This is a genomic window from Janthinobacterium sp. SUN100 (assembly GCF_030397705.1).
In the GTDB taxonomy this organism is placed as follows: Bacteria; Pseudomonadota; Gammaproteobacteria; order Burkholderiales; family Burkholderiaceae_D; genus Janthinobacterium; species Janthinobacterium kumbetense.
Genome location: NZ_JAPUBU010000001.1, coordinates 1,156,664 through 1,178,375 on the forward strand (window position 1 = coordinate 1,156,664; position 21,712 = coordinate 1,178,375).

Genomic DNA, 21,712 nt, shown 5'->3' on the forward strand with positions numbered 1-21,712 from the left:
CGATTCTCCCGTTAAAAAGTGTGGCGCAGGCCGAGGTTCCAGGCCTGGTTGCCGGTGCCGTTGTCGGTGGCGTTGCCCACCACGTAGGCGGCGCCGTTGCGGTTGTCGATATGCGCGTATGCCGCGTACAAGGTGCTGCGCTTCGACAGCGCGTAGGTGTAGCCGATGCCGACCTGGGAAGCGTCGCCGTTGGCGGCGCGCCGGTCGTCGCGCCGCACGTACGAGAACAGGACGCGGTGCGGGCCAAAAGGCACGGTGGCGCCCAGCATCAGGTCCGCGCTGTCGACCGTGGTGGCGGCGCCCGCCGTGCTCTTGCTGACGGCGACGGCGCCATGCGCCTTGACCACGCCGAAGTCCCAGGTGGCGCCCAGCACCGTGTTGCGCGCCCTGCCCGCCACCAGCGCGTTTGACAGGGTGTTGGCATCCTGGTGCGCCAGGCGCACATACAGAGGCCCGCTGGCATAGGTGGCTGCCGCGCCCGTGTAGCGCCTGGCCGAAGCATCACCGGGCACTTCGCCGAAACCGTACGCCAGTTCGCCGGAAAGGCCGCCGCGCACGGGCGAGCTGTAGGTGATGCTGTTGTCGACGCGGCTGATGTAGCCGGCCGTGAAGACGTTGCTCATCCTGCCCGCAAAACCCAGGTAGAACGGGTCCAGCGCCCCCAGGCTGCTGTCGATGAACGTGTACTGGCGCCCCAGCCGCAGCGTGCCCGCCGCGCCGCCCAGGCCGACGAAGGCCTGGCGCCCGAACAGCAGGCCGCCCTGGGCCGAAGCGCCCGTGTCGGCCAGTATGCCCGCATCCATCGTAAACAGCGCCGTCATGCCGCCGCCCAGGTCTTCGCTGCCCTTGAAACCCAGCCGCGAGCCATTGGCGATGCCGCTCGTCACCTTGAGCACCCTGCCGCCGGCGCCGCCGCTCTCGGACACCACGCCCATGTCCATGATGCCGTACACGGCCAAGTTCGACTGCGCGCAGCACAAGCCGCTGCCGGCGCCGATGATCATTGCCCCTACTACCTTCTTCATGTCTTGCCCTGTCTATCTTCTTGTGAAAACTGTCCCTGGCTCACCAGGTGGCGCGGACGCTCGCCGCGCAAACCGGCCAGCAGGTTGTCCACGGCCTGCTGCGCCATGGCGTAGCGCGTTTCGTGCGTGGCCGAGCCGATATGCGGCAGCGCCACCACGTTCGCCATGTGCGGCAGCGGATTGTCCGGCGCCAGCGGTTCGCGCTCGAACACGTCGAGACCGGCGCCGTGGATGGTGCCCTGCTGCAGCGCCTCGATCAGCGCCGCCTCGTCGACGATGCGCCCGCGCGAACCGTTGATGAAGATGGCGCCGGGGCGCATCAGCGCGAACTCGCGCCGGCCCATCATGCGTTCCGTCTGCGCCGTCAGCGGCAGCACCACGCAGACGAAGTCCGACCCGGCCAGCAAGTCGTCGAGCGCTACCTGGCGCGCGCCCAGCGCCGCCTCCACCTCGGGCACGGCTTCGCCGTTCACATACAGCACCTGCATGCCGAAGCCCAGCGCGGCGCGGCGGGCGACGGCGCGGCCGATGCGGCCCATGCCCAGCATGCCGATGGTCTTGCCATGCACGTTGATGCCGTACTGGCTTTCACCCACGCTGCGCGTCCAGCGTCCCGCCTTGACGAATTCGGCCAGTTCGACGACGCGCCGCGCGCTGGCGAGGATCAGCGCGAAGATCGTGTCGGCCGTCGTTTCCGTCAGCACGTCCGGCGTATTGGCCAGCAGGATGCCCCGTTCGCGCAAATAATCGACGTCGAACTGGTCGACGCCCACCGAAATGGTGGAGATGATGCGCAGCCCTTCCGCCGGGTCCAGCAATTCGCGGTCCAGGCGCACGCTGGCGCCCAGCAAGCCGTGCGCGCCGCGGATGGCGGCGGCGAATGCGGCGCGGTTGCCCGCATCGATCGCCTCGAAATACGTCACCTCGCATTCGGCGCGCAGGCGCGCCAGCAGCGGCTCGGCCAGCTTTTTATACACAACCACATGTTTTTTCACGAGTGTTTCCCCTGTATGGTTCAAGATGGGACCAGCGCGTCGAGCTGGGCGCGGGTCGGCAAGCCTTCCATGTCGCCGGCCACCTGGATGGCGAAGGCGCCGACCCGGTTGCCGCGCCCCACCGCCTGCGCCAGCGGCAAGCCTTCCAGCAAGGCGCTGACCAGGCCGGCCGCGAAGCCGTCGCCGGCGCCCACCGTGTCGACCACGTTGGCCACGCGCTCGCCCGGCACCATGCCGCTGTCGCCCTCGGCCGTGCGGTAATAGGCGCCGTCGGCGCCCAGCTTGACGACCACCAGCCGCGCGCCCCGCTGCAGGTAAAAGCCGGCGACGTCGTGCGGCAGGTCGTGGCCGGTGAGGATTTTTCCCTCCCCCAGGCCGGGCAGCACCCAGTCCGCCTTGGCGGCCAGGCGGTTGATCTGTTCGACCATGACGGCTTGCGACGGCCACAGCGAGGGCCGCAGGTTCGGGTCGAACGACACGCTCCGGCCATGAGCGCGCATGAAGTCGAGTGCCTGGCCGGCGAACGCCAGGCTGGTCTCGGACAGCGCCGCGGCCACGCCCGTGGCGTGCAGGTGGCGCGCGGACAGGAAATAGGCGGGGTCGAAGTGCTCGGGCGCCAGCCGGCTGGCGGCGGAACCCTTGCGGAAGTATTCGACCAGCGGATCGGCGCCGTTCTCGGCCTTTTCCTTGAGCAGGAAGGCGCTGGACTGGCCGGCGACGGTGACGACCCGGCTGCAATCGACGCCTTCGGCCTGCACGCTGGCGCGGATGAAGCGGCCGAAGGAATCGTCGCCCACCCGGCTCAGCCAGCCGACCCGCAAGCCCAGGCGCGCCAGGCCGATGGCGACATTCGTCTCGGCGCCGGCCAGGCGGCGCGTGAAGTGCGCCACGGCCGCCAGGTCGCCCGTTTGCTCGGCAACGAACATCGCCATCGCCTCGCCATAGGTGACGACGTCGAGCGCGTGCGCCCCTTGATTCGATTCCTGCGCCATCATGCGGCCTCCAGCATCTGAATGTAGCGGCCCGTTTCGGCCACCAGGTCGGCGCCCTCGAGCGGGAATTCGATGGCCCGCTGCACGCCCGGCGCAAAATGCGCGAAGACGGCGCGCCAGGCCGGATCGGCGTCGGAAACGGCGCAGGCGGACAGCCTTCCGCCGTCGTCAAGGACAGCCTTGCAATGCACATAGCGCACGTACGGCGCCAGCAGGCGCGCCGCCTGCTGCGCATCCTCGCCCACCCAGCGCCAGTTGCCGATGTCGAAGGTCAGCCCCACCGGCAGCCCCGCTTCGTCCGCCGCCGCCAGGAAGCGCGCCATAGTCGCCAGCTTGCCGCCATGGGCCGTCTGGTCGTTTTCCACCAGCAGCGCCACGGGCGCCGCCGCCAGTTGGGCGCGCAAGGCCGCCAGCTCCGGCGCGGCCGGGTAGTGGCCGAGCGACACCTTCAGGTAGCGCGCGCCCAGCCGCGCCGCCTCGTCCAGCATCTGCTGCAGCAGCGCGTGCTGCGGCAAGCCGTCCGCCCCCCACAATTCGATGGGCGTGGAATACACGCAGTACAGGCCGCGCGCGGCCACCGCCGCGCCCATGCGCGCCAGGTCTGGCAAGTCGGAAGTAAACAGTTCGCGGCGGATCTCGATGCCGGCGCCGCCCGCATCGGCCACCACGTCGATGAACTGGCTTTGCCCCAGCTGCCTTACCCTGCTTGCGCCGTAGGCCGACGCGGCCACCAGGACGGGGCTCACTTGATCGCTCCCGCGCCGACGAACTGGCGCGCTTCGGGCGTTTGCGGATTGCTGAAAAAGGCTTCCGACGGCCCGCTCTCCCACACCAATCCCTGGTGCATGAAGACGGTGACGTCGGCCATGCGCCGCGCGAACTCCATCTCGTGCGTCACCAGCAGCATCGTCATGCCCGCCTGCGCCAGCTCTTCCATCACCTTCAGCACTTCCTGCGTCAATTCCGGATCGAGCGCCGACGTCACTTCGTCGAACAGCATCACCTGCGGCTCCATCGCCAGCGAGCGGGCGATCGCCACGCGCTGCTGCTGGCCGCCCGACAGCTGCTCGGGATAGGCCTCGCGCTTGTGGTCCAGGCCCACCTGCTTGAGCACGCGCAGCGCCGTGGCGCGGCCCTGGGCGTCGGGCACCTTCTTGACGATGCGCGGCGCCAGCATGACGTTTTCTTCCACGGTCAGGTGGGGGAACAGGTTGTAGCTCTGGAAGACCATGCCGACATCCTTGCGCAAGTCGAGCAGATGCTCCTGGCGCGCCGTCAGCGTGTGGCCGGCCACGACGATGCTGCCGCTGTCGATGGTTTCCAGGCCATTGATACAGCGCAACATGGTGCTCTTGCCGGAGCCGCTGCGGCCGATCACGGCGATCACCTGGCCACGCTCGACGGCGAACGACACGCCCTTGAGCACGTGGTTGGCGCCGAAGCTCTTGCTGATATGGTCGATTTCAACGATGGGCATGGAATTTCCTTTCCAGTGAATGGCTGTAGCGCGACAGCGGATAGCACAGCGCGAAGTAGATCAGGGCGACGATGGGGAAGACAATGAAAGGCAGGAAGGTCGCATTGCTGACCAGTTGCCCTGCCCGCGTCAGTTCCACCACGCCGATGATCGAGGTGATCGAAGTGTTCTTGATGATCTGCACCATGAAGCCCACCGTCGGCGGCAGCGAATGGCGCAGCGCCTGCGGCAGGATGACGTAGCGCAGCTGCTGGTAGCGGTTCAGCGCCAGCGCGGCGGACGCCTCCCACTGCTGCCGCTGCACGCCTTCGATGCAGCCGCGCCAGATCTCGCCCAGGTAGGCACTGGCAAAGATCGTCATCGCCGCGCCGGCCGCGATGACCGGCGACAGCTTGTAGCCGAACAGGGCCAGCCCGTAATAGGTCAAAAACAGCACGATCAGCACGGGCGTGCCCTGGACCAGCTGGATGTACAGGGCGCTGATGCAGCGCAGGAATCGGCTGCGCGCCGTGCGCAGCAGCGCCACCGCGAAGCCGGCGATGCCGCCCGTGATAAAGACGATCAGCGACAGGCCGATGGTCCAGCGCGTGGCCTCGAGCAGGAATTGCAGGTTATCCCAGGAAAAGTCACTGATCATGTCATGCTCCCATGCGCACCGCGCCCAGACGGCGGCGGCGTTTGAAGACGATCTGGCCCAGCACCCAGAAGCCGAAGCGGAACAGCAGGGCCAGCAGGATGTACAGCACCATCACGACGATGTAGATCTCGAAGCTGCGGAAGGTTTCCGCATCGAGCAGGTGGGCGGCGGCGGTCAGCTCTTCGGCGGAAATGGCCGACACGACGCTCGAGGCGAGCATCATCAGCGTGAACTGGCTGGCCAGCGCCGGATACACCTTTTCCAGCGCCGGCAGCAGCACCACGTGGCGCATCACCTGCCAGCGCGTCATGCCCAGCGCCTGCGCCGCTTCCAGCTGCGACGGATGCACGGCGCCGATGCCGGCGCGCACGATTTCCGCCGCGTAGGCGCCCAGGTTGACCGTCATGGCGACCAGGGCGGCGCCGTTCGCGTCGAGCTGCAAGCCCAGCGACGGCAAGCCAAAGTAGATGATGAACAGCTGCACTAGGAACGGCGTGCTGCGGATCACCTCGACATACGCGCGCACCGCCGCGCGGGCATAGGCGGGACCATTCTTCAGGATGACGGCGGCGCACACGCCCACCGCCAGCCCCAGCACCATGGACAGGGCGCTCAGGCGTATCGTCAGCGCCGCGCCCCACAGCAGGCGGTCCAGCGATTGCATGACGAGTTCGAAATGAAATTCATACGGCATACTCAACTCCTTGTCTACGTGCGCATCCCCGGCCGCGCCACCATGGCGGCGCGCCGTGCGGACGAACACTCTCCCTGTGCGGGTCGCGGTATCAGAAGGTCGGCAGCGCCGGCAGCGGCGCGCCGCTCCACTTGCGCGCGATGGCGTCGAGTTCGCCATTCAGCTTGACGTAGTAGATGAAGTTGTTGAGCCACTGGTGCAGTTCGAAGTCGCCGCGGCGCACCGCCATCGAGTTGGGCTGCAGCGAGTAGGCGAAGCGGACTTCGATCTTGCCCGCGCCGCGCGTCTTGATGATGTCCAGCGCCATCGTGCTGGGAATCGAGACGGCGTCGACCTGCTTGCTGAGCAAGGCCTGGGTGACGGTGGCGTCATCCTCGAAACGCACGATGCTGGTGCCGGCCGGGGCCATGCGGCTCAGCGCCGTGTCATTCGTGGTGCCGCGCGTCACGCCCACCTTCTTGCCCTTCAAGTCCGCCAGGGCCTTGAGTTTGCCGCCGACCGGCGCGACGATGGCCAGTTCGAACGCGCTGTAGGGCATGGTGAACATCAGGGTCTTGGCCCGTTCCGGCGTGGGCGCCAGGGTGGCCACGAGGAAATCGACCTTGCCCGATTCCAGCGACGGCACGCGCGACGGCGCCGTCAACGGCACCACTTCCACGGGCAGATTCAGGTATTTGCCGATCAGGTTGGCGACGTCGACGTCATAGCCAACGGGCGCGCCCTTGGCGTCGATGCTGCCAAACGGCGGCGTGCCGCTGACCACGCCGATGGTCAGCTTGCCTTTCTTGATCAAGTCGCCAAGCGTCTGGGCGCCGGCATCGGCCACCGCGCCGAGGGCACACGTGGCTGCCAGTGCGCAAGCCAGTATTTTCGAATAGAACAGTGTGGTCATCTTCATGTTTCCGTCTCCTGTGATCCCGGTACCGGCCTCGTCGAGGCGCTTCCGGGAATATTGTCAAATGGACGATTCAGATCGTCTCTTGCCGTGTCGTACCAACCTCCTGCCATTGCCCTGCCTGACTATCCACGCCCCTTTCCAGTGTGAATACAATTCATGAAACCGGTTCCATTACCTTCCCAAAAAAAAGGGCGTACGCCCTCTTTTCGTCAATCGCCGTCCTTGCGCACTTCCCCGCTCCGGGTGGAATTGCGCACAATCAATTTGCCTGGCAACAGCACCTCGCGCGGCGGGCACTGATCGCCCTGTAGGCGCGACAGCATGCACGTCATCGCCGAAAAGCCGATTTCATAGGTCTGCTGCTCGATCGTGCTCAGGCCCGCCAGCGGCGACCACGGCAATTCGTCAAAGCCCAGCAAGCCCACGTCTTGCGGCATGCGCAAGGCCAGGCGCTGCAGCATCAGCGCCAGTTCCAGCGCCACCATGCCGTTCGACGCCAGCAGCGCCACGCGGCGGCCGCGCCACTGCGCCAGGCATAGACGCACCTGCGCGTCGATGGAGGGCCGGTCGTCCAGGTCCACCGCCAGCACTTCGCCCACGCAACCGGGATGCTCGGCCATCACGGCCTGGAAACCCTCGGCGCGCATCAGCCGCGAACTGACGCCCGTCAAGGGCGGCGCGACGAAGGCGATGGCGTCGAAACCCTGTTCGATCAGATGCGCGGTGGCGAGCCGGCCCGCCTGCACATTGTCCAGGCCCACCAGGTCGAAATCGCTACCCTCGATGCGGCGGTCGACCAGCACGATGGGCATGCCCGCCTGCTGCAAGTCGGACGACTGGATGTTGCGCCCCTGCGTGTTGACGATCAGCCCTTCCACACTGTACGAGCGCAGCGCGGCAAGCGACTGGCGCTCCCGCTGTTCGTCATTGCCGGTATTGCACAAGATCAAGGTATAGCCATGTTGCTGGCAAGCCGCTTCCACGCCTTGCAGCACGGCCACCGTGTAGGGGTTCAGCATGTCCGCCACGACCATGCCGATCAGGCGCGTGCGGCCGCGCTTGAGGCCGCGCGCCATCTGGTTCGGCTGGTAGCCGAGGCGCGCGATGGTGCTGGTGATCTGCTGGCGGATGTTTTCGGACAGGGCGTCCAGTTCACCGCCGAGAAAGCGCGACACGCTCGTCTTCGACACGCCCGCCTCGCGCGCTACCTGGGCGATGGTCACGGGCCGTGCCGGCTCGCCGGAGACTGTCTTTTTATTGCCGCGTACTGAATCCAAGGTTGCTCTCCACTACCTGTTGATATGCATATTTTTATTTTGGAACCGGTTCCAAAGATAGCACCCACGAATCGATGACGCAAGCGATTTGATTGCCTGTGGCGGCGAAGGAACACGATGGGGGCATGGCTGGGAACGCGGATGAAAAGGCGCCGCCCTCCCCCGGCAAACGCAGGGGCGGGCGGCGCTGCTTGAAAACGACTTACTGGACCACGGTATAGCAAGGCACGTACGCCGTGCCCGCCAATTTCATGCGGTGCTGCGCAACAAACGAGGCCAGCAGCGCATCCATGGGGCCGGCGATGGATTTGTCGCCGTGGATTTCGAAGTTGCCGTGCTTTTCGATCGAGCGGATGCCGTCATCCTTGACGTTGCCCGCCACCACGCCCGAAAACGCGCGGCGCAGCTGGGCCGCCAGCAAGTGCGTGGGCTGGTTCTTGTGCAGGCTCAGGTTGCGCATGTTTTCATGCGTGGGCTGGAACGGCTTCTGGAATTCGTGGTCGATCTTCAGCAGCCAATTGAAGTAATACGCGTCGCTGTGCGCCTTGCGGAATTCGCGCACCTGGCGGATGCCTTCGAGCATTTCGCGCGCCACCAGTTCCGGGTCGTCGATGATGATCTTGTAGCGCTGCTGCGCTTCCGGACCCAGGGTATCGCTGATGAACTGATTGATCTGCACGAAGTACTCGCGCGACGTTTCCGGACCCGTGAAGATCAGCGGGAATGGAATCTCGGCATTGTCTGGGTGCAACAAAATACCGAGGATGTACAGAATCTCTTCGGCCGTGCCGGCGCCGCCGGGGAACACGACGATGCCGTGGCCCGCGCGCACGAACGCTTCCAGGCGCTTTTCGATGTCCGGCATGATGACGAGGTCATTGACGATGGGGTTCGGCGACTCGGCCGCGATGATGCCCGGCTCGGTGATGCCGAGATACCGTCCATTGTGCAGGCGCTGCTTGGCATGGCCGATGGTGGCGCCCTTCATGGGGCCCTTCATGGCGCCGGGGCCGCAGCCGGTGCAGATGTCGAGGCCGCGCAAGCCCAGCTGGTAGCCCACTTCCTTCGAATAATTGTATTCGGCACGGTTGATCGAGTGGCCGCCCCAGCACACGACCAGGTTCGGGTTGAGCTGGGTTTGCAGCACGTTGGCGTTGCGCAGGATGTGGAAAACGGCGTCCGTCACGCCTTCCGTGCTCTGCAAGTCGAATTTCGGGTTGCCCGTCACTTCATCGCTGACGAAGATGATGTCGCGCAGCACGGCAAACAGGTGCTCGTGGATGCCCTTGATCATCTTGCCGTCGACAAAGGCGATGGCCGGCGCGCCCTTGATGTCGAGCTTGATGCCGCGCTCGCGCTGGATGATGGAGATTTCAAACGATTGGTAGCGCTCCAGCAGGGCGCGGCCATCGTCGATGGTGCTGCCGCAATTCAAGACCGCCAGCGCGCAGCGGCGGAAAGTGTTGTACAGGCCGCCCTGGCTGGTGTCGAGCAGTTTGTTGACTTCAGTCTTGGAGAGCACGTCCAGGCGGCCTTCCGGTGAAACCAGAGTATCGATAACGTCGTGTTCCATAATGCGAAAAATCCCTTTAAAAATCGATGCTCGAAGGTCTTGCAGCCTCAATATACGACAAGTCAGGCAAGTTGTGCTGTGCCGCCGCAAAATCGCCGGGGCCGCCCTTGCCTGCAAACCGGTTTGACCAATATGAAACAGTCATTCTTGCTAATGCGAATCGAAATCTTCGCTCAGCGCAATTTGTAGATTAGAATGCCAGCCTATTGGAATTCCCGTGCGTGAGGTTCTTCATGAGAGTCCCCGCCGCCCGCAGGCTTCCATAAGTTCGTTGTATCGATTGACTATAATAATTTTTCAGGAGGAACCGCATGAGCGGTGCGACTACGCCCAACAAGGAAGCCGTTATTCCCGAGTTCAAGCAGATTATGGGCCATCCAAGCCCATTGTGGATGTTGTTCATGACTGAATTCTGGGAACGCTTCGCGTTCTACGGAGTTCGCTGGGCGCTGGTACTGTACATCGTGGCCCAGTTCCACGGCGGCGACGGTTCGGGACAGGCAGCGGCCAACCTTACCTACGGTTCCTTCCTCGCGCTGGTGTACGCCGGCGCCCTGTTCGGCGGCTACATCGCCGACCGGGTCATCGGTTACCAGCGCTCCATCCTGCTGGGCGCCGTCTTCATGGCTGCCGGCCTGTTCTGCATCTCGGTACCGAACCAGGACATCTTCAACCTGGGCCTGGCCACCATGATCGTCGGTAACGGCATGTTCAAGCCGAACATCTCGACCATGGTCGGCAAGCTGTACACGACGGCCGATCCGCGCCGCGACAGTGGCTTCACGATCTTCTACATGGGTATCAACATGGGCGCCATGGTCGCCCCTGTCTTTACGCAATGGCTGGCCGGGTCGATCTTCGGCACCAGCGACATGCCTGCGTACAAGATGGTCTTCATGGCGTCCGGTTTCGGCATGCTGATCAGCCTGGTATGGTTCGCCATCGGCCGCCGCGCCCTGAAGGGCATCGGCGCACCGGAAGCCGGTGCCGGCAGCCCGATGCGCGTCGTCTGGGTGGCCGTCGGCTCCCTGTGCGTGATCCCGCTGATGTACTTCCTGCTGACCGTCGGCGCTGAAAAGCTGCAAATCGTCTTGACCGTGCTGTTCGTCGGCCTGGCCGTGATGCTGATGATCGAAGGCATACGCAACGGTAAAGTGGCGCGCGACCGCGTCATCGCAATGCTGCTGATCTTCGTCTTCAACATCCTGTTCTGGATGTTCTTCGAACAGGCAGGCAGCTCGTTTACCTTCCTGGCCGACAAGATCGTCAACCGCGACCTGGGCTTTGCCATCTTCCCGACCGCCTACTTCCAGACCGTCAATTCGGTCGCCATCATCGTCTTCGCGCCGATCATCGCCGCCGTCTGGGTCTTCCTGGCGCGCCACAACGTCAATCCATCGATCCCGCGCAAGTTCGGCCTGGGCTTGCTGGGCAATGCGCTGGCCTTCGGCCTGCTGATCTTCGCACTGTCGAGCCTGGTTGGCGCCGACAACAAGATCCCGTTCTGGACCCTGGCGACCGTGTACATGCTGCAATCGATCGGCGAGCTGTGCCTGTCGCCTATCGGCCTGTCGATGGTCACCAAGCTGGCGCCAGTACGCCTGGTCGGCCTGGGCATGGGCGGCTGGTTCCTGTCGACCGGTATCGGCAACAACCTGTCCGGCATCTTCGCCAGCCACGTCAGCGGCGAAAGCGGCATGTCGGTGCAGTCGGCCCTGTCCGGCTACACCTTCGGCTTCTGGTCCCTGCTGGGCGCCGGCGTGATCCTGTTCCTGATCGCACCGCTGATCAACAAACTGATGCACGGCGTGAAGTAAGCGTCTTGTTGTAGATCAAAACGGCGGCCTGCGGGCCGCCGTTTTTCATTCGGCAGCCGTTTCCCCCTTGCCGGACGGTACAATACCGCCAGGGCCAGCGGCCATCCACCCACATTACTGAAAAATTCCATGTCCAGCATCTCCACCACCACGCCCCTCTCCGACGACGAATACGCCGAACTCGACACCCTGCTGGCCGCGCCCGCGCTGGACAGCCGCGCCATGGATGTGTCGATGCTGGAAGGTTTTCTCACGGCCGTCGCCCTGAGCCCGAAACAGATCGCGCCGGAACAATGGCTGCCCTGGGTCTGGGACAAGGCGGCCGGCAGCGCCTTGCCGGCACAGGACGAGGCCAGCGAACGGGCGGCCAGCCTGGCGCAACGCCACCACGCCTACATGGTCGAATGGCTGGCGAAGGACCCGGACAGCTTCGAGCCCATCTATGTGTGCGGCCCCGAATGGAGCGTACCCGCCTGGTGCGCCGGCTTTGTCCTTGGCACGAGCCTGGACAAGCCCCAGTGGGCGGCCCTGGCCGTCAGCCACCCGGAGTACCTGGCGCCGTTCCAGTACCTGGCCACGGCCGGCGAGCTCGACGACGATGCGGCCGAAACGGCCATGGATGGCGTGATTCCGTCCGTGATCGCCATCAACGCGGCCTGGGCGCGCCAGCGCCACCTGAAAAGCCAGGCCCAAAGCCAGCCCGGCGCCACCGTGCTGCGCGAAGTGCCGAAAACGGGCCGCAACGACCCGTGCCACTGCGGCAGCGGCAAGAAATACAAAAAATGCTGCGCCGACGCCGATAGTGCGGCCACCTAAGGCGATCCCTCCTTGCGCCAGCTGCTGACGGCCATCCTGCGCTTCCTGCTGCGCCACGCGCTGCAGTTCGCGCTGTTCATCGTCATCCTGCTGGCCGGACGCCTGCTGCTGGCCGAATGGCGCGCCTATAGCGCCGGCAGCGAGGCCGTGGCCGTGCTCAGGCTGGCCGCCGATGGCGCCGATCATCATGGCGCCGGCCTGGCCGCTGCCGCCACGGTGCGGGTCAACGCGCTGCAAACGGCCTCGCACACGGCCATCGCCGCGCGCCTGGCGCAAGTACAGGCGCAATTGACGGCCTTGCGCGCGCGGCAGCAAGCGTCGCTGTTCACCCTTCCCCTGCCCGACGCGAACACCCTGGCCCGGCACGCGCAGGAAGAAGCGGCGCGCCGCGTGGAGATCGAAGTGCTGGCGCAGGAAGCCCGCTATCTGACCGCCCTGCAAGCGGCGATCAGCGGCGAAGATGCGCGGCACACGCTGGCGCGCCTGCACGCGGAACACGTGGGCGCGTATGCTGCGCTGCAAAATAATCTGCGCCAGCGCCGGCAACTGGAAGCGCAGCACCCGCTGGCGGCACGCCTGCCCGGCAGCGACGCCTACGCACAGCTGTCGCAGCTGGAAGCGCAGGGGCAGCGTTTGCGCGACATCAATCTGCAAGCGTATCAGGCCTGGGCGGCGCAACGCGCCCGTACCGGCGATGCCGCGCATGCCGCCCATCCCGCCCCATTTGCCATCGACGAGCAAGCCTTGAGGGGCGCCCTGGCACCCGTACAAAAGGCCATCGCGGCCGGTGAAGGACAATTGGCGCGCAACTGGATAGGGCGCTGGCGCGCGCCCGTCATGAACGTGGCGCCCACGGCCGCCCTGCTGGTACTGTCGGCCATCCTGCTGCCCGCCGCCATCAAAGCCTTCTTTTACTTCGTGCTGGCGCCCGTCGCTTCCCGTTTGCCGCCGCTGTCGATCGCGCGCGAACTGCAAGTCGCGGGCAGTTCACTGCCACTGCCGCCGCATGGCGAATCGCGCATCTCCGCCGTCTCGCAAGGTTTGCTGCTGCAGCCCGGCCAGCAGATGCTGATTCATCCCGAATACCTGCAATCGTCGCCCGTCAGCACGCACAAGCGCACGCAATGGCTGCTGGACTGGCGCTTCCCGTTCACCAGCCTGGCCGCCGGCATGGTGGCGCTGACCCGCCTGCACAGCGACGAGGAAGCGTGCGTGACGATATCGGCCAGCGACGACCCGCTGCTGGAAGTGGCCGTCGTCCGGCTGCCGGCCGGCAGCGCCCTCGTGTTTCAGCCGCGGGGACTCGTCGGCCTGGTCTGCGACTCGAATCAGCCGCTGGCGATATCGAGCCACTGGCGCCTGGGCAGCCTGCATGCCTGGCTCACCCTGCAGCTGCGCTTCATCGTCTTTCGCGGCCCCGTCACGCTGCTCGTGCGCGGCTGCCGCGGCGTACGCCTGGAACGGGCCGGCCAGGGACGCTCCATCAGCCAGTCCGCCACCCTGGGTTTCACCACCGACGTGCTGTACTCGACGATGCGCAGCGAAACCTTCATCCCCTACCTGCGCGGCCAGCAAGCGCTGCTCAACGACCGCTTCGACGGCGACAACGGCGTCTACCTGTACGAAGAAACTCCGCGCCACGGCAAGCAGCCGGGCAAGGCGGGCAGCTGGTTCGAGGGTTTCACCGACGCCATATTGAAAGTGTTCGGCATCTAGCCGCGAAAATACGATGGACGACTTCCTGTTTACCGATTTTCTCGAGGACCATGCCGCGTATGCGGCGGCAGAGGCCTGGTGGCAGGCGCGCCTGGCCTTCCTCGACGGCCAATGCGCGCCGTATCTGCGCACCGCATTCGCCAATGGTCAGCCGTTTTATGACGGCAATCCCATCGTCAACCTGGCGGACCGGCACGCCGGCAAGGCGGCCCGCATCGTGCAGCAATGCCCGCATGAATGCGGCCACGGCTACACGAGCTTCGAACAAGCCATCGAGCTGACCGGCGACGACGGGCACCGCCCGGCGCAGGAAAAAATCATCGTGCTGACCCTGACGCAGGCGACGGCGCAGAGGGCCGAGGCGGAATTGCGCGCCTGGTTTGCGCCTGCGTAAGGCTGCGCGCTACCAGAGGTAGGCCACGCGCACGCCGACATTGCGCTGTTCGCCGTAATTGCAGGCCCGCGCAGAGAAACACGAGGCGACATGGTATTTGTCGAACAGGTTCTTCACCGTCATGCTCACGCTCAGGCCGCGCCAGTCGCTGCGCGCCTGCCCCAGGTCATAGCGCAGCGACAGGTCGGCCAGGGTGAACGCCGGCACTTGGAAGGTGTTCTCCGCATCGCCCCAGCTGGCGCCCACGTGGCGCACGCCGGCGCCGGCCGACAGGCCGCGCAAGCCGCCAACGAAGGCGTAATCGGCCCACGCGGAAGCCATCTGCCGGGGCACTTCATACGGCGACTTGCCCTGCACGTTCGTGCCCCACATATCCGGATTCGCCCTCGTCACCTTCAGGGGGTTGTAGGTGAGGGACGCCAGCAGTTTCAGCTGGCTGCCGGGCTGCGCCGCCACTTCCAGTTCGATGCCGCGCGAGCGCACCTCCCCCTGCTGGATGGAGAAATTCGGTGCGTCCGGGTCCGTCGTCAGCACGTTCTGGCGGCGCAGTTCGAATGCGGCGGCCGTCACGGACAGGTGCGCGCCAGGCGCGTATTTCACGCCGACCTCCACTTGCCGCGCCGTTTCCGGCTCGAACGGACGGTCATGGCGGTCGGCGCCGGAGACGGGCGAGAACGATTCGCTGTAGCTGGCGTAAGGCGCCAGGCCGTTCGCCGCCAGGTAAGTGATGCCGGCGCGGCCCGTGAATGCCGTGGGTTTGCGCACCGTCGTGGCCGACGGCGATACCAGCAGATTGCGCTGTTCCTGGCGCGTCCAGTCCTGGCGCCCGCCCACGGTGAAGACCCAGTTACGGTACTGCATGCGGTCTTGCAGGTAGGCGCCCAGCTGCCGGTTATGCTCGCGGCGCAGGGCATCGGGCGCCAGCGCCGCCAGGTCAAGCGCGCCGCCGTAGACGGGGCGGTAGATATCGATCTGCGGACCGTCGGCGATATACGAGCTGAACGAAGTACTGCTGCGGCTGTAATCGATGCCGGCAACCACCTCATGGCGCAGCGCGCCCGTCGCCACCTGGCCCGTCACGCTGGTGTCGAGCGAGTACACGCTGCCCTTGCCGTCGCGCGTATCGATCTCGCGGTTGGTGACCGCATGGTCGATTAAGTTACCGTAACGAAACATGTACTGTTCATGGTTATTCGCGTGCAGGAAGCGGAAGTTCTGCCGGAGCGTCCACCCGCTGTCGAACGTATGGCGCGCCGCGTAGCCCGCCGACGCGACGCGCGTTTCCTCGTGGTCGAAGCCGGGCTCGCCCAGGAATCGCGTCAGCGGCAGGCGGCCGTTGGGATTGCTGCCGTTCAAGGCTTCCCACTGCACGTTCGACGATTGCATGGCGCGATTCTGCTGGAAAAAGCCCAATAAGGTGATGCTGGTGCGGGCCCTCGGCGCCCACGTCAGGCTGGGTGCCAGATAGTAGCGGTCGTCCTGCATGTAATCGATCTGCTGGTCCGCCTGGCGCGCCAGCCCCACCAGCCGGTACTGCAGGCTGCCGTCGTCGGCCAGCTTGCCGCCCACGTCGAGGGCCAGCTGCTTGCGCTCGTAGCTGCCGAGCGACAATTCGACCTGGTTTACCTGGTCCGCCGCGGGGCGCTTGGCGACGAAATTGACGATGCCGCCCGGCGCATTCTGGCCGTACAACACGGACGAAGGCCCCTTCAGCACTTCCACGCGCTCGGCACCGTACGGCTCCACGCCGAAAAAGCCCAGCGTCCCCATCGGCATCAGGCGCATGCCGTCCAGGTAGAACGCGCCCGAGAACTGGCTGAAGCCCCGTACCGACAGGCTGTCGTCGGCAGGATTGGCGCCTGCCGTGTTGCTGCGCAAGCCGGCCGTGTACTGGATGGCGTCGTTCAGGGTGCGCACGCCCTGGTCATCCATGCGGTCGCGCGTGATGACGGAGACCGATTGCGGCACTTCCAGCAGGGAAGCGTCGGTCTTGGTGGCCGTGCTGGCCCGCCGCGCCACATAGCCGCTGGCCTTGCCCCACGGGTTTTCCTCTTCCGCCTGCGCGCTGACGGTCACGGGAGCCATCATCTGCACGCCATCCGCCGCCGCGCCGGCAGCGGATGTGGTGGCGGCACGCAGCGCATAGCCGCCGCCGGCCGTGCGCACGGCAGCGAGCCCGGTGCCGGCCAGCGCCCGCGCCAGCGCGTCGTCCACCGTGTAGCTGCCAGTGACGCCGCCGCTGCGCAGCCCTTCCGTCGCGGCCGAGCCAAAGGCGATCAGCAAGCCCGCTTCACGCCCCAGCCGGTTCAACGTCGCTTCCAGCGGCCCCGCCGGGATGGCGTAATGGCGCAAGGACTCGGCCTGTCCGGCCGTTTGCGCCTGCGCCGGCGCGCCGGCCAGGCCGGCCAGTGCGCCCAGGCACAGGGCGTGCACCAGGTGGGCCAGCGGCGTCATGGCCAGCAAGCGCGTGGATGGGGGGAATGTACTGCGGTCGTTCATGGCATGCCTTCGTATCATGGGATGGGTGGAACGGGCCAATACCTGCGCCCTCACTTCCCTTGACAAGGCAGCGTGCAAAAACAGTCCATGTATTTTCAGTTTATTTTTTCGCCGCGCGCGGCCGCAAGGTGACCCAGTAGCGCGTCAGGTAGTGCAGCTCGACGGGCAAGGCTTCCACCAGCGCCAACAGCACCCTGTCGGTATCGGCCAGCGGATAGGCGCCCGACACCAGCATGTGCGCGAGCGCAGGATCGCATCCCAGGTGGCCGCGCCGGTGGCGCGACAACTCCAGCAGGAAATCATCCAGGCGCATGTGCGCGGCGACCAGCATGCCGTCCGCCCAGGCACCGGCGCCGGCATCAAGCGCATGCGCCGCGCCCACGCCGTCGCGCGTAAAACTGCCCTCCTCGCCCGCCCGCAGCACGCGTAGCTGGCCGTCGGCCGCCGCAGGCCGCAACTCGACGGCCCCCTCCAGCACGCCCACCTGCACGAAGCCCGCGTGCCGGCGCACGATGAATCGCGTGCCCAGCGCGCGCGCCGTGCCGTCGGCGGTGTACACGCGGAAGGGCCGCTGCTGCGCATCGGGCGCCGTCTGCAGCAGCACCTCGCCGCGCAGCAGCTGCACCGCGCGCTCGCTGGCGTCATAGCGCAGCTGGATGGCGCTATCGGTATTGAGCACCAGCGTGCCGCCGTCCGGCAGGCGCACCGTGCGCCGCTCGCCCGTGGCCGTGCTGGCATCGGCGTTCCACGACTGCCACGCCGGTGTCTGGCGCAGCATGGCGGCGCTGCCGCCCGCCACCACCAGCGCCGTGAGCAGGCGCACCGCGCGGCGCCGCTGCGCGCCTGCGGGTGCGGCCAGGGCGGCGCTGGCCAGCGGCGGCGGAATGCCGGCCAGCTGGCCGCTGACCGCTTCGATGCGCTGCCAGGCCCGCTCATGTTCGGCTTCCTCGGCGCGCCAGCGCTGCCATGCCTGCAGCTGTGCGGCAGTGGCGTCGCCGCCCTGCAGCGCCAGCCACCACTGCACGGCCCGCCGCGCCACGGCGGGCGCCACGCTTGCGGCGACACCCGTTCCGTCCAGGGCGAGGCTTGCCTCTTCATCCATCATGCTGCTCCGGGAAAAAGCAGCGCAGGGCCGCCCTGACCAGATGGCGCTTGACGGTGGACAGGGAAATGCCCAGTTCGGTGGCGACCTCCTGCTGCCCCAGGCCGTCGAGCTGCACCAGCAAGAAGGCTTGCCGCGCCTGCGCCGGCAGCCCGGCCAGGCGCCGGTCCAGCTCCACCAGCCGTTCGAGGAACATCAGGCGCACTTCGGGCGGCGGCGCCACCGGCTCCGGCATCAGGGCAAGAGCGTCGAGGTAGGCTTGCTCGATGGCGCGCCGGCGCACATGGTTGATCAGCAGGTTGCGGGCGATCGTCGTCAGGTAGGCGCGCGGCTCCTGCACGCCCTGCATGCCCTGCGGCGCGAGCACGCGCAGGAAGGTGGCCTGCGCCAGGTCGGCCGCGTCGAAGGCGTTGCCCACCTTGCGCTGCAGCCAGCCGCGCAGCCAGCCATGGTGCTGGCGATACAGGATGGCGATGTCATCGAAATCATGCAGGGAGACGTGGTCGGCGGACATGGAGCGGCGGGTCTGGCGGGCAGCGCAAACTTAATGAGAATTATTCTCAATTATAGGCAGAAGTGCGCACCCAGGCAAGATCCGCGGCCGCCGCAGCCATGGCAGGAAACTCAATCCGGCCTGCAGTCAGCCTGCAGCAAACCGAAGACATGCAGGTCGACAAACACGCCGTTTAACAGTTCCGCCTGCCGCAGCACGCCTTCGTGCGCAAACCCCAGCCGTTCGGCCAGCGCCATGCTGGCCCCGTTACCGGCCGCGCACTGCAATTCGATGCGGTGCAATTGCAGCGCGCCAAACGCATGCGCAAGAACGGCGCGCACCGCCGCGCTGGCGATGCCCCTGCCCTGGAACTGGCGTCCGAGGTAATAGCCGATTTTCGCCTTGCGGTCCTCTGTATCGATGTCTTTCAGACGGATGCTGCCGCACAAGGCCGTGCCGGAGAAGACATGCCACTCCAGCACTTCGCCGCTGGCCGCACGCGCGCAGGCGGCCAGCAGATACCCCTGCGCCTCGCCGAACGAGTCCAGCTGAACCACGACGGGCAGGTAGGCTTGCAGGTGTTCGCGGTTTTCCGCCACCAACGTGGCGAGCGCCTGGGCGTGTTCAGGCAAGGTTGGAACAATGGAAATATCAGGAAATGCTGAAAGAGTCAGGTGCATATATCCCTGGCGGGCCGGTAAAGTTAGAGTAGAAACACGCGGGCGTATCGCTACGCCGCAATCGAATGCGACACGCTCAGCCACTCGCCCGGCTGCAAATTCGCCGCCGCCTCGCGCGTGGCCAGCACGCTGTCCGGGTCCAGGTCGGAGCGTTTCAGCTTGTAGGAGTAGGCGAAATCATCGGCATCGAATGCCTGCCCCGCCTTCACGTAATACTTGAAGCCGACGAACGCGTCGGGATTGGTGACGACTGTGTATTCAAGCGTGACGCTGTTCATGGCGGGCCTCGTCGACAAGGGTGAAGTGTCTATTATGCGTCAATTCCGGCGGCAGCGATGCGACGGCCAATCCTTGCGGCAAGTCAATAACCCTGCCGCCTGCCGGCGCTACAGTAACCTGTGCCAACCAGCACGCCACTGCTGCCATTACGACCATGACTGCCATGCGCACCTTGCTCACGAAGATCAGGAACACGCTGTCGCCGCAGGCGAGCCTGCCGGCGGCGGCGCGCATGGAGCGGCTGTCGGACCGGCGCGGCCTGCCCGCCTTCGACCCCGGCCCGCAAGCCGTCGTCAAGGCCTGCACGGCCTGGCTATGCGCGGCGCAGGACCATTCCAGCTCAAACGACGGCGGCGTCGCGCGCGACTACAGCCTGCTCACAGGGTGGTCGAGTTCCTACCCGGAGACCACCGGCTACATCATCCCCACCCTCATCGCCCTGGCGCAGCGCACGGGCGACGAGGCTGGGGATGAGGCGCTGCACGGGCGCGCGCGGCGCATGCTCGACTGGTGCCTGGCCATCCAGTTCGCGCAAGGCGGATTCCAGGGCGGGAAGATCGATTCGACGCCGCGCGTGCCCGTCACCTTCAATACGGGCCAGATCCTGCTCGGCCTGGCCGCCGGCGTGGCGGCGTACGGCGCGGCCTACGCAGACGCCATGCATCGCGCGGCAAGCTGGCTGCGCGACAGCCAGGATGCGGACGGCTGCTGGCGCCGCCATCCGACGCCGTTCGCCAGCGCCGGCGACAAGGCCTACGAAACGCACGTCGCATGGGGCCTGTTCGAAGCGGACCGCGTCGCGCCGGGCCACGGCTATGGCGCGGCCGGCTTGCGCCAGGTCGACTGGGCGTTGACCAAACAGCGCTCCAATGGCTGGTTCGCGGCGAACTGCCTGGACAACCCGCTCCTGCCCCTGACCCATACCATCGGCTACGCCTTGCGCGGCCTGCTCGAAGCGCACCGCTTTTCGGCGCGCGCCGACCTGCTCGACGCCGCCGCGCGCACGGGAGCGAGCGTCGCCAGGGCCGTGGCGGCCGATGGCTACCTGGCCGGCCGCCTCGGCCCGGACTTCCAGCCGGGAGCGAACTACGCCTGCCTCACGGGTTCGGCGCAAAACGCGCATTGTCTGTTCCTGCTGTATCGGCTCACGGGCGAGCGGCCCTACCTCGACGCGGGGCGCCGCCTGAACCGCTACGTGCGGCGCGCGGTCAGCATCGACGGTCCCGCGCACGCGCGCGGCGGCGTCAAGGGCTCGTTTCCCGTCGATGGCGACTACGGCACCTGGGCTTACCTGAACTGGGCAGCCAAGTTCTGCATCGATGCCAACCTGCTGGAATTGGAGTTAGTAGGCCATGCTTGACGAGGCCAGACGCGCCGCCCGGGCCGCGCTGGAAGCGTGGCGCCGCGCCGCCGGCGCCCGGCATGTGCGCCAGAATGCCCCCCACGTGACGCGCACCGGGCTGGCCGCCGGCCTGGCGCGGCTGGGCATCGCGCCAGGCGATACGCTGTTCGTGCATTCCTCGCTGAAAAGCCTGGGCTATGTGGAAGGCGGCGCGCCAGCCGTGATAGCCGCCCTGCAGGACGCCGTCGGCCCGCAAGGCGCCCTGCTGCTACCCGCCTACTATCTGCCGGGCGGCACCGTGCGCGCCGCCTGCGCCATGCCCGATTATGTATTCGACCCGCGCCGCCACGGCACGCACATGGGACGCCTGCCGGAAGCCTTCCTTGCCAGCCCCGGTGTCCGGCGCAGCATCCACCCGACGCACTCCGTGTCCGCGTGGGGCCGCCATGCCGCCGACCTCACCGAAGCGCACCACCGCGCGCCCTCGATCTTCGGCATGGGTTCTCCCTGGCAGCGCTTCATCGGCTGCGACCATGCGAAGGTGCTGGGCCTGGGCATTTCCATGGGGCCGGTGACGTTCTATCACGCGCTGGAAGACGCCATGGGCGAGGCCTTTCCCGTGCCCGTGTGGGAGGAAGAGACAAGGCTGCTCGCTTGCCTGGACCACGCCGGCCGGCGCTGGGACGTGCCCGTGCGCCCTTTCGATCCGGCAGTCGCACAGCGCCGCATCGACCATCCCGGCCGGGAGGATTTGCGCGAGTACTTTCAGCGGGAATTCGATGCCGCCGGCCTGCGCGTCAACGGGCAAGTGGGCGACGCGGCGTCGTGGTGCATACCCGGGCAGGCGTTTTATGACCACCTGCGCCACATGGCGTCCGAGCACGTAACGATCTACGCGAGCGCGGCGCAGCTGGCGACGCGGCCCGTATCGCAGCCATCGTCTCATGCGCGCGCATAAAAAAACCGCCCGGTGCGAACCGGGCGGTTTTCCTTGGAGTGACTATGA

General features: G+C 66.4%; 21 protein-coding genes. 6 read left to right on the plus strand and 15 right to left on the minus strand.

Features of this window, described 5'->3' with window-relative positions:
* Positions 1-11: 11 nt before the first annotated feature.
* From O0881_RS05025 to ppnN, 10 genes are all read right to left on the minus strand, one after another.
* On the minus strand, positions 12-1,025 hold the full coding sequence (locus O0881_RS05025; RefSeq protein WP_289910432.1) for a porin: 1,014 nt from the start codon (positions 1,023-1,025) through the stop codon (positions 12-14).
* The gene (locus O0881_RS05030; protein WP_289910434.1) at positions 1,022-2,020 is read right to left on the minus strand and encodes a D-glycerate dehydrogenase; all 999 of its coding nucleotides are present in this window, start codon (positions 2,018-2,020) and stop codon (positions 1,022-1,024) included. Before O0881_RS05030 ends, O0881_RS05025 begins: the two co-directional genes overlap by 4 nt.
* A 20-nt stretch (positions 2,021-2,040) precedes the next feature.
* A complete protein-coding gene (locus O0881_RS05035; RefSeq protein ID WP_289910436.1) occupies positions 2,041-3,015 on the minus strand; it encodes a sugar kinase in 975 nt (324 codons plus the stop codon).
* Positions 3,012-3,758 (minus strand): TIM barrel protein, encoded by a 747-nt coding sequence (locus tag O0881_RS05040; protein ID WP_289910437.1) that lies wholly within the window; start codon positions 3,756-3,758, stop codon positions 3,012-3,014. The genes O0881_RS05035 and O0881_RS05040 overlap by 4 nt, the downstream gene beginning before the upstream one ends.
* Positions 3,755-4,489 (minus strand): amino acid ABC transporter ATP-binding protein, encoded by a 735-nt coding sequence (locus O0881_RS05045; RefSeq protein ID WP_099667569.1) that lies wholly within the window; start codon positions 4,487-4,489, stop codon positions 3,755-3,757. Before O0881_RS05045 ends, O0881_RS05040 begins: the two co-directional genes overlap by 4 nt.
* On the minus strand, positions 4,476-5,126 hold the full coding sequence (locus O0881_RS05050; protein ID WP_099667568.1) for an amino acid ABC transporter permease: 651 nt from the start codon (positions 5,124-5,126) through the stop codon (positions 4,476-4,478). The genes O0881_RS05045 and O0881_RS05050 overlap by 14 nt, the downstream gene beginning before the upstream one ends.
* Before the next feature lies 1 nt (position 5,127).
* Positions 5,128-5,820, minus strand: a complete 693-nt coding sequence (locus O0881_RS05055) for an amino acid ABC transporter permease (protein ID WP_099667567.1) — start codon at positions 5,818-5,820, stop codon at positions 5,128-5,130.
* Between the two features lie 91 nt (positions 5,821-5,911).
* Positions 5,912-6,718 (minus strand): transporter substrate-binding domain-containing protein, encoded by an 807-nt coding sequence (locus O0881_RS05060; RefSeq protein WP_289910438.1) that lies wholly within the window; start codon positions 6,716-6,718, stop codon positions 5,912-5,914.
* Between the two features lie 209 nt (positions 6,719-6,927).
* Positions 6,928-7,995, minus strand: coding sequence for a LacI family DNA-binding transcriptional regulator (locus O0881_RS05065; protein ID WP_289910439.1), 1,068 nt, complete (start codon positions 7,993-7,995; stop codon positions 6,928-6,930).
* 202 nt (positions 7,996-8,197) lie between these two features.
* The gene (gene ppnN / locus O0881_RS05070) at positions 8,198-9,568 is read right to left on the minus strand and encodes a nucleotide 5'-monophosphate nucleosidase PpnN (protein WP_070254173.1); all 1,371 of its coding nucleotides are present in this window, start codon (positions 9,566-9,568) and stop codon (positions 8,198-8,200) included.
* Between the two features lie 311 nt (positions 9,569-9,879).
* On the opposite strand from ppnN, the gene O0881_RS05075 reads away from it, so the two are divergent.
* From O0881_RS05075 to O0881_RS05090, 4 genes are all read left to right on the plus strand, one after another.
* Positions 9,880-11,385, plus strand: a complete 1,506-nt coding sequence (locus O0881_RS05075) for an oligopeptide:H+ symporter (protein WP_099667564.1) — start codon at positions 9,880-9,882, stop codon at positions 11,383-11,385.
* A 129-nt stretch (positions 11,386-11,514) separates the two neighbouring features.
* The gene (locus O0881_RS05080; protein ID WP_289910440.1) at positions 11,515-12,201 is read left to right on the plus strand and encodes a UPF0149 family protein; all 687 of its coding nucleotides are present in this window, start codon (positions 11,515-11,517) and stop codon (positions 12,199-12,201) included.
* A gap of 12 nt (positions 12,202-12,213) precedes the next feature.
* Positions 12,214-13,917, plus strand: coding sequence for a hypothetical protein (locus tag O0881_RS05085; protein WP_289910441.1), 1,704 nt, complete (start codon positions 12,214-12,216; stop codon positions 13,915-13,917).
* Positions 13,918-13,930: 13 nt separating this feature from the next.
* On the plus strand, positions 13,931-14,311 hold the full coding sequence (locus O0881_RS05090; protein ID WP_289910442.1) for a hypothetical protein: 381 nt from the start codon (positions 13,931-13,933) through the stop codon (positions 14,309-14,311).
* A gap of 9 nt (positions 14,312-14,320) precedes the next feature.
* On the opposite strand, the gene O0881_RS05095 is transcribed toward O0881_RS05090, so the two are convergent.
* The 5 genes from O0881_RS05095 to O0881_RS05115 all read right to left on the minus strand — a co-directional run bounded on the left by O0881_RS05095 (position 14,321) and on the right by O0881_RS05115 (position 19,363).
* Positions 14,321-16,810 (minus strand): TonB-dependent siderophore receptor, encoded by a 2,490-nt coding sequence (locus tag O0881_RS05095; protein WP_289910443.1) that lies wholly within the window; start codon positions 16,808-16,810, stop codon positions 14,321-14,323.
* Between the two features lie 100 nt (positions 16,811-16,910).
* A complete protein-coding gene (locus O0881_RS05100) occupies positions 16,911-17,915 on the minus strand; it encodes a FecR domain-containing protein (protein WP_354670207.1) in 1,005 nt (334 codons plus the stop codon).
* Positions 17,905-18,426, minus strand: coding sequence for a sigma-70 family RNA polymerase sigma factor (locus tag O0881_RS05105; RefSeq protein ID WP_289910444.1), 522 nt, complete (start codon positions 18,424-18,426; stop codon positions 17,905-17,907). Before O0881_RS05105 ends, O0881_RS05100 begins: the two co-directional genes overlap by 11 nt.
* Positions 18,427-18,536: 110 nt before the next feature.
* Positions 18,537-19,037: a GNAT family protein gene (locus O0881_RS05110; protein WP_289910447.1), complete on the minus strand. Its 501-nt coding sequence runs from the start codon at positions 19,035-19,037 to the stop codon at positions 18,537-18,539.
* A 98-nt stretch (positions 19,038-19,135) separates the two neighbouring features.
* On the minus strand, positions 19,136-19,363 hold the full coding sequence (locus O0881_RS05115) for a hypothetical protein (RefSeq protein WP_077405728.1): 228 nt from the start codon (positions 19,361-19,363) through the stop codon (positions 19,136-19,138).
* A 164-nt stretch (positions 19,364-19,527) separates the two neighbouring features.
* On the opposite strand from O0881_RS05115, the gene O0881_RS05120 reads away from it, so the two are divergent.
* Complete coding sequence (locus O0881_RS05120; RefSeq protein ID WP_289910448.1) at positions 19,528-20,724, plus strand: hypothetical protein; 1,197 nt, start codon at positions 19,528-19,530, stop codon at positions 20,722-20,724.
* A complete protein-coding gene (locus tag O0881_RS05125; protein ID WP_289910449.1) occupies positions 20,717-21,664 on the plus strand; it encodes an AAC(3) family N-acetyltransferase in 948 nt (315 codons plus the stop codon). The genes O0881_RS05120 and O0881_RS05125 overlap by 8 nt, the downstream gene beginning before the upstream one ends.
* Positions 21,665-21,712 lie beyond the last annotated feature (48 nt).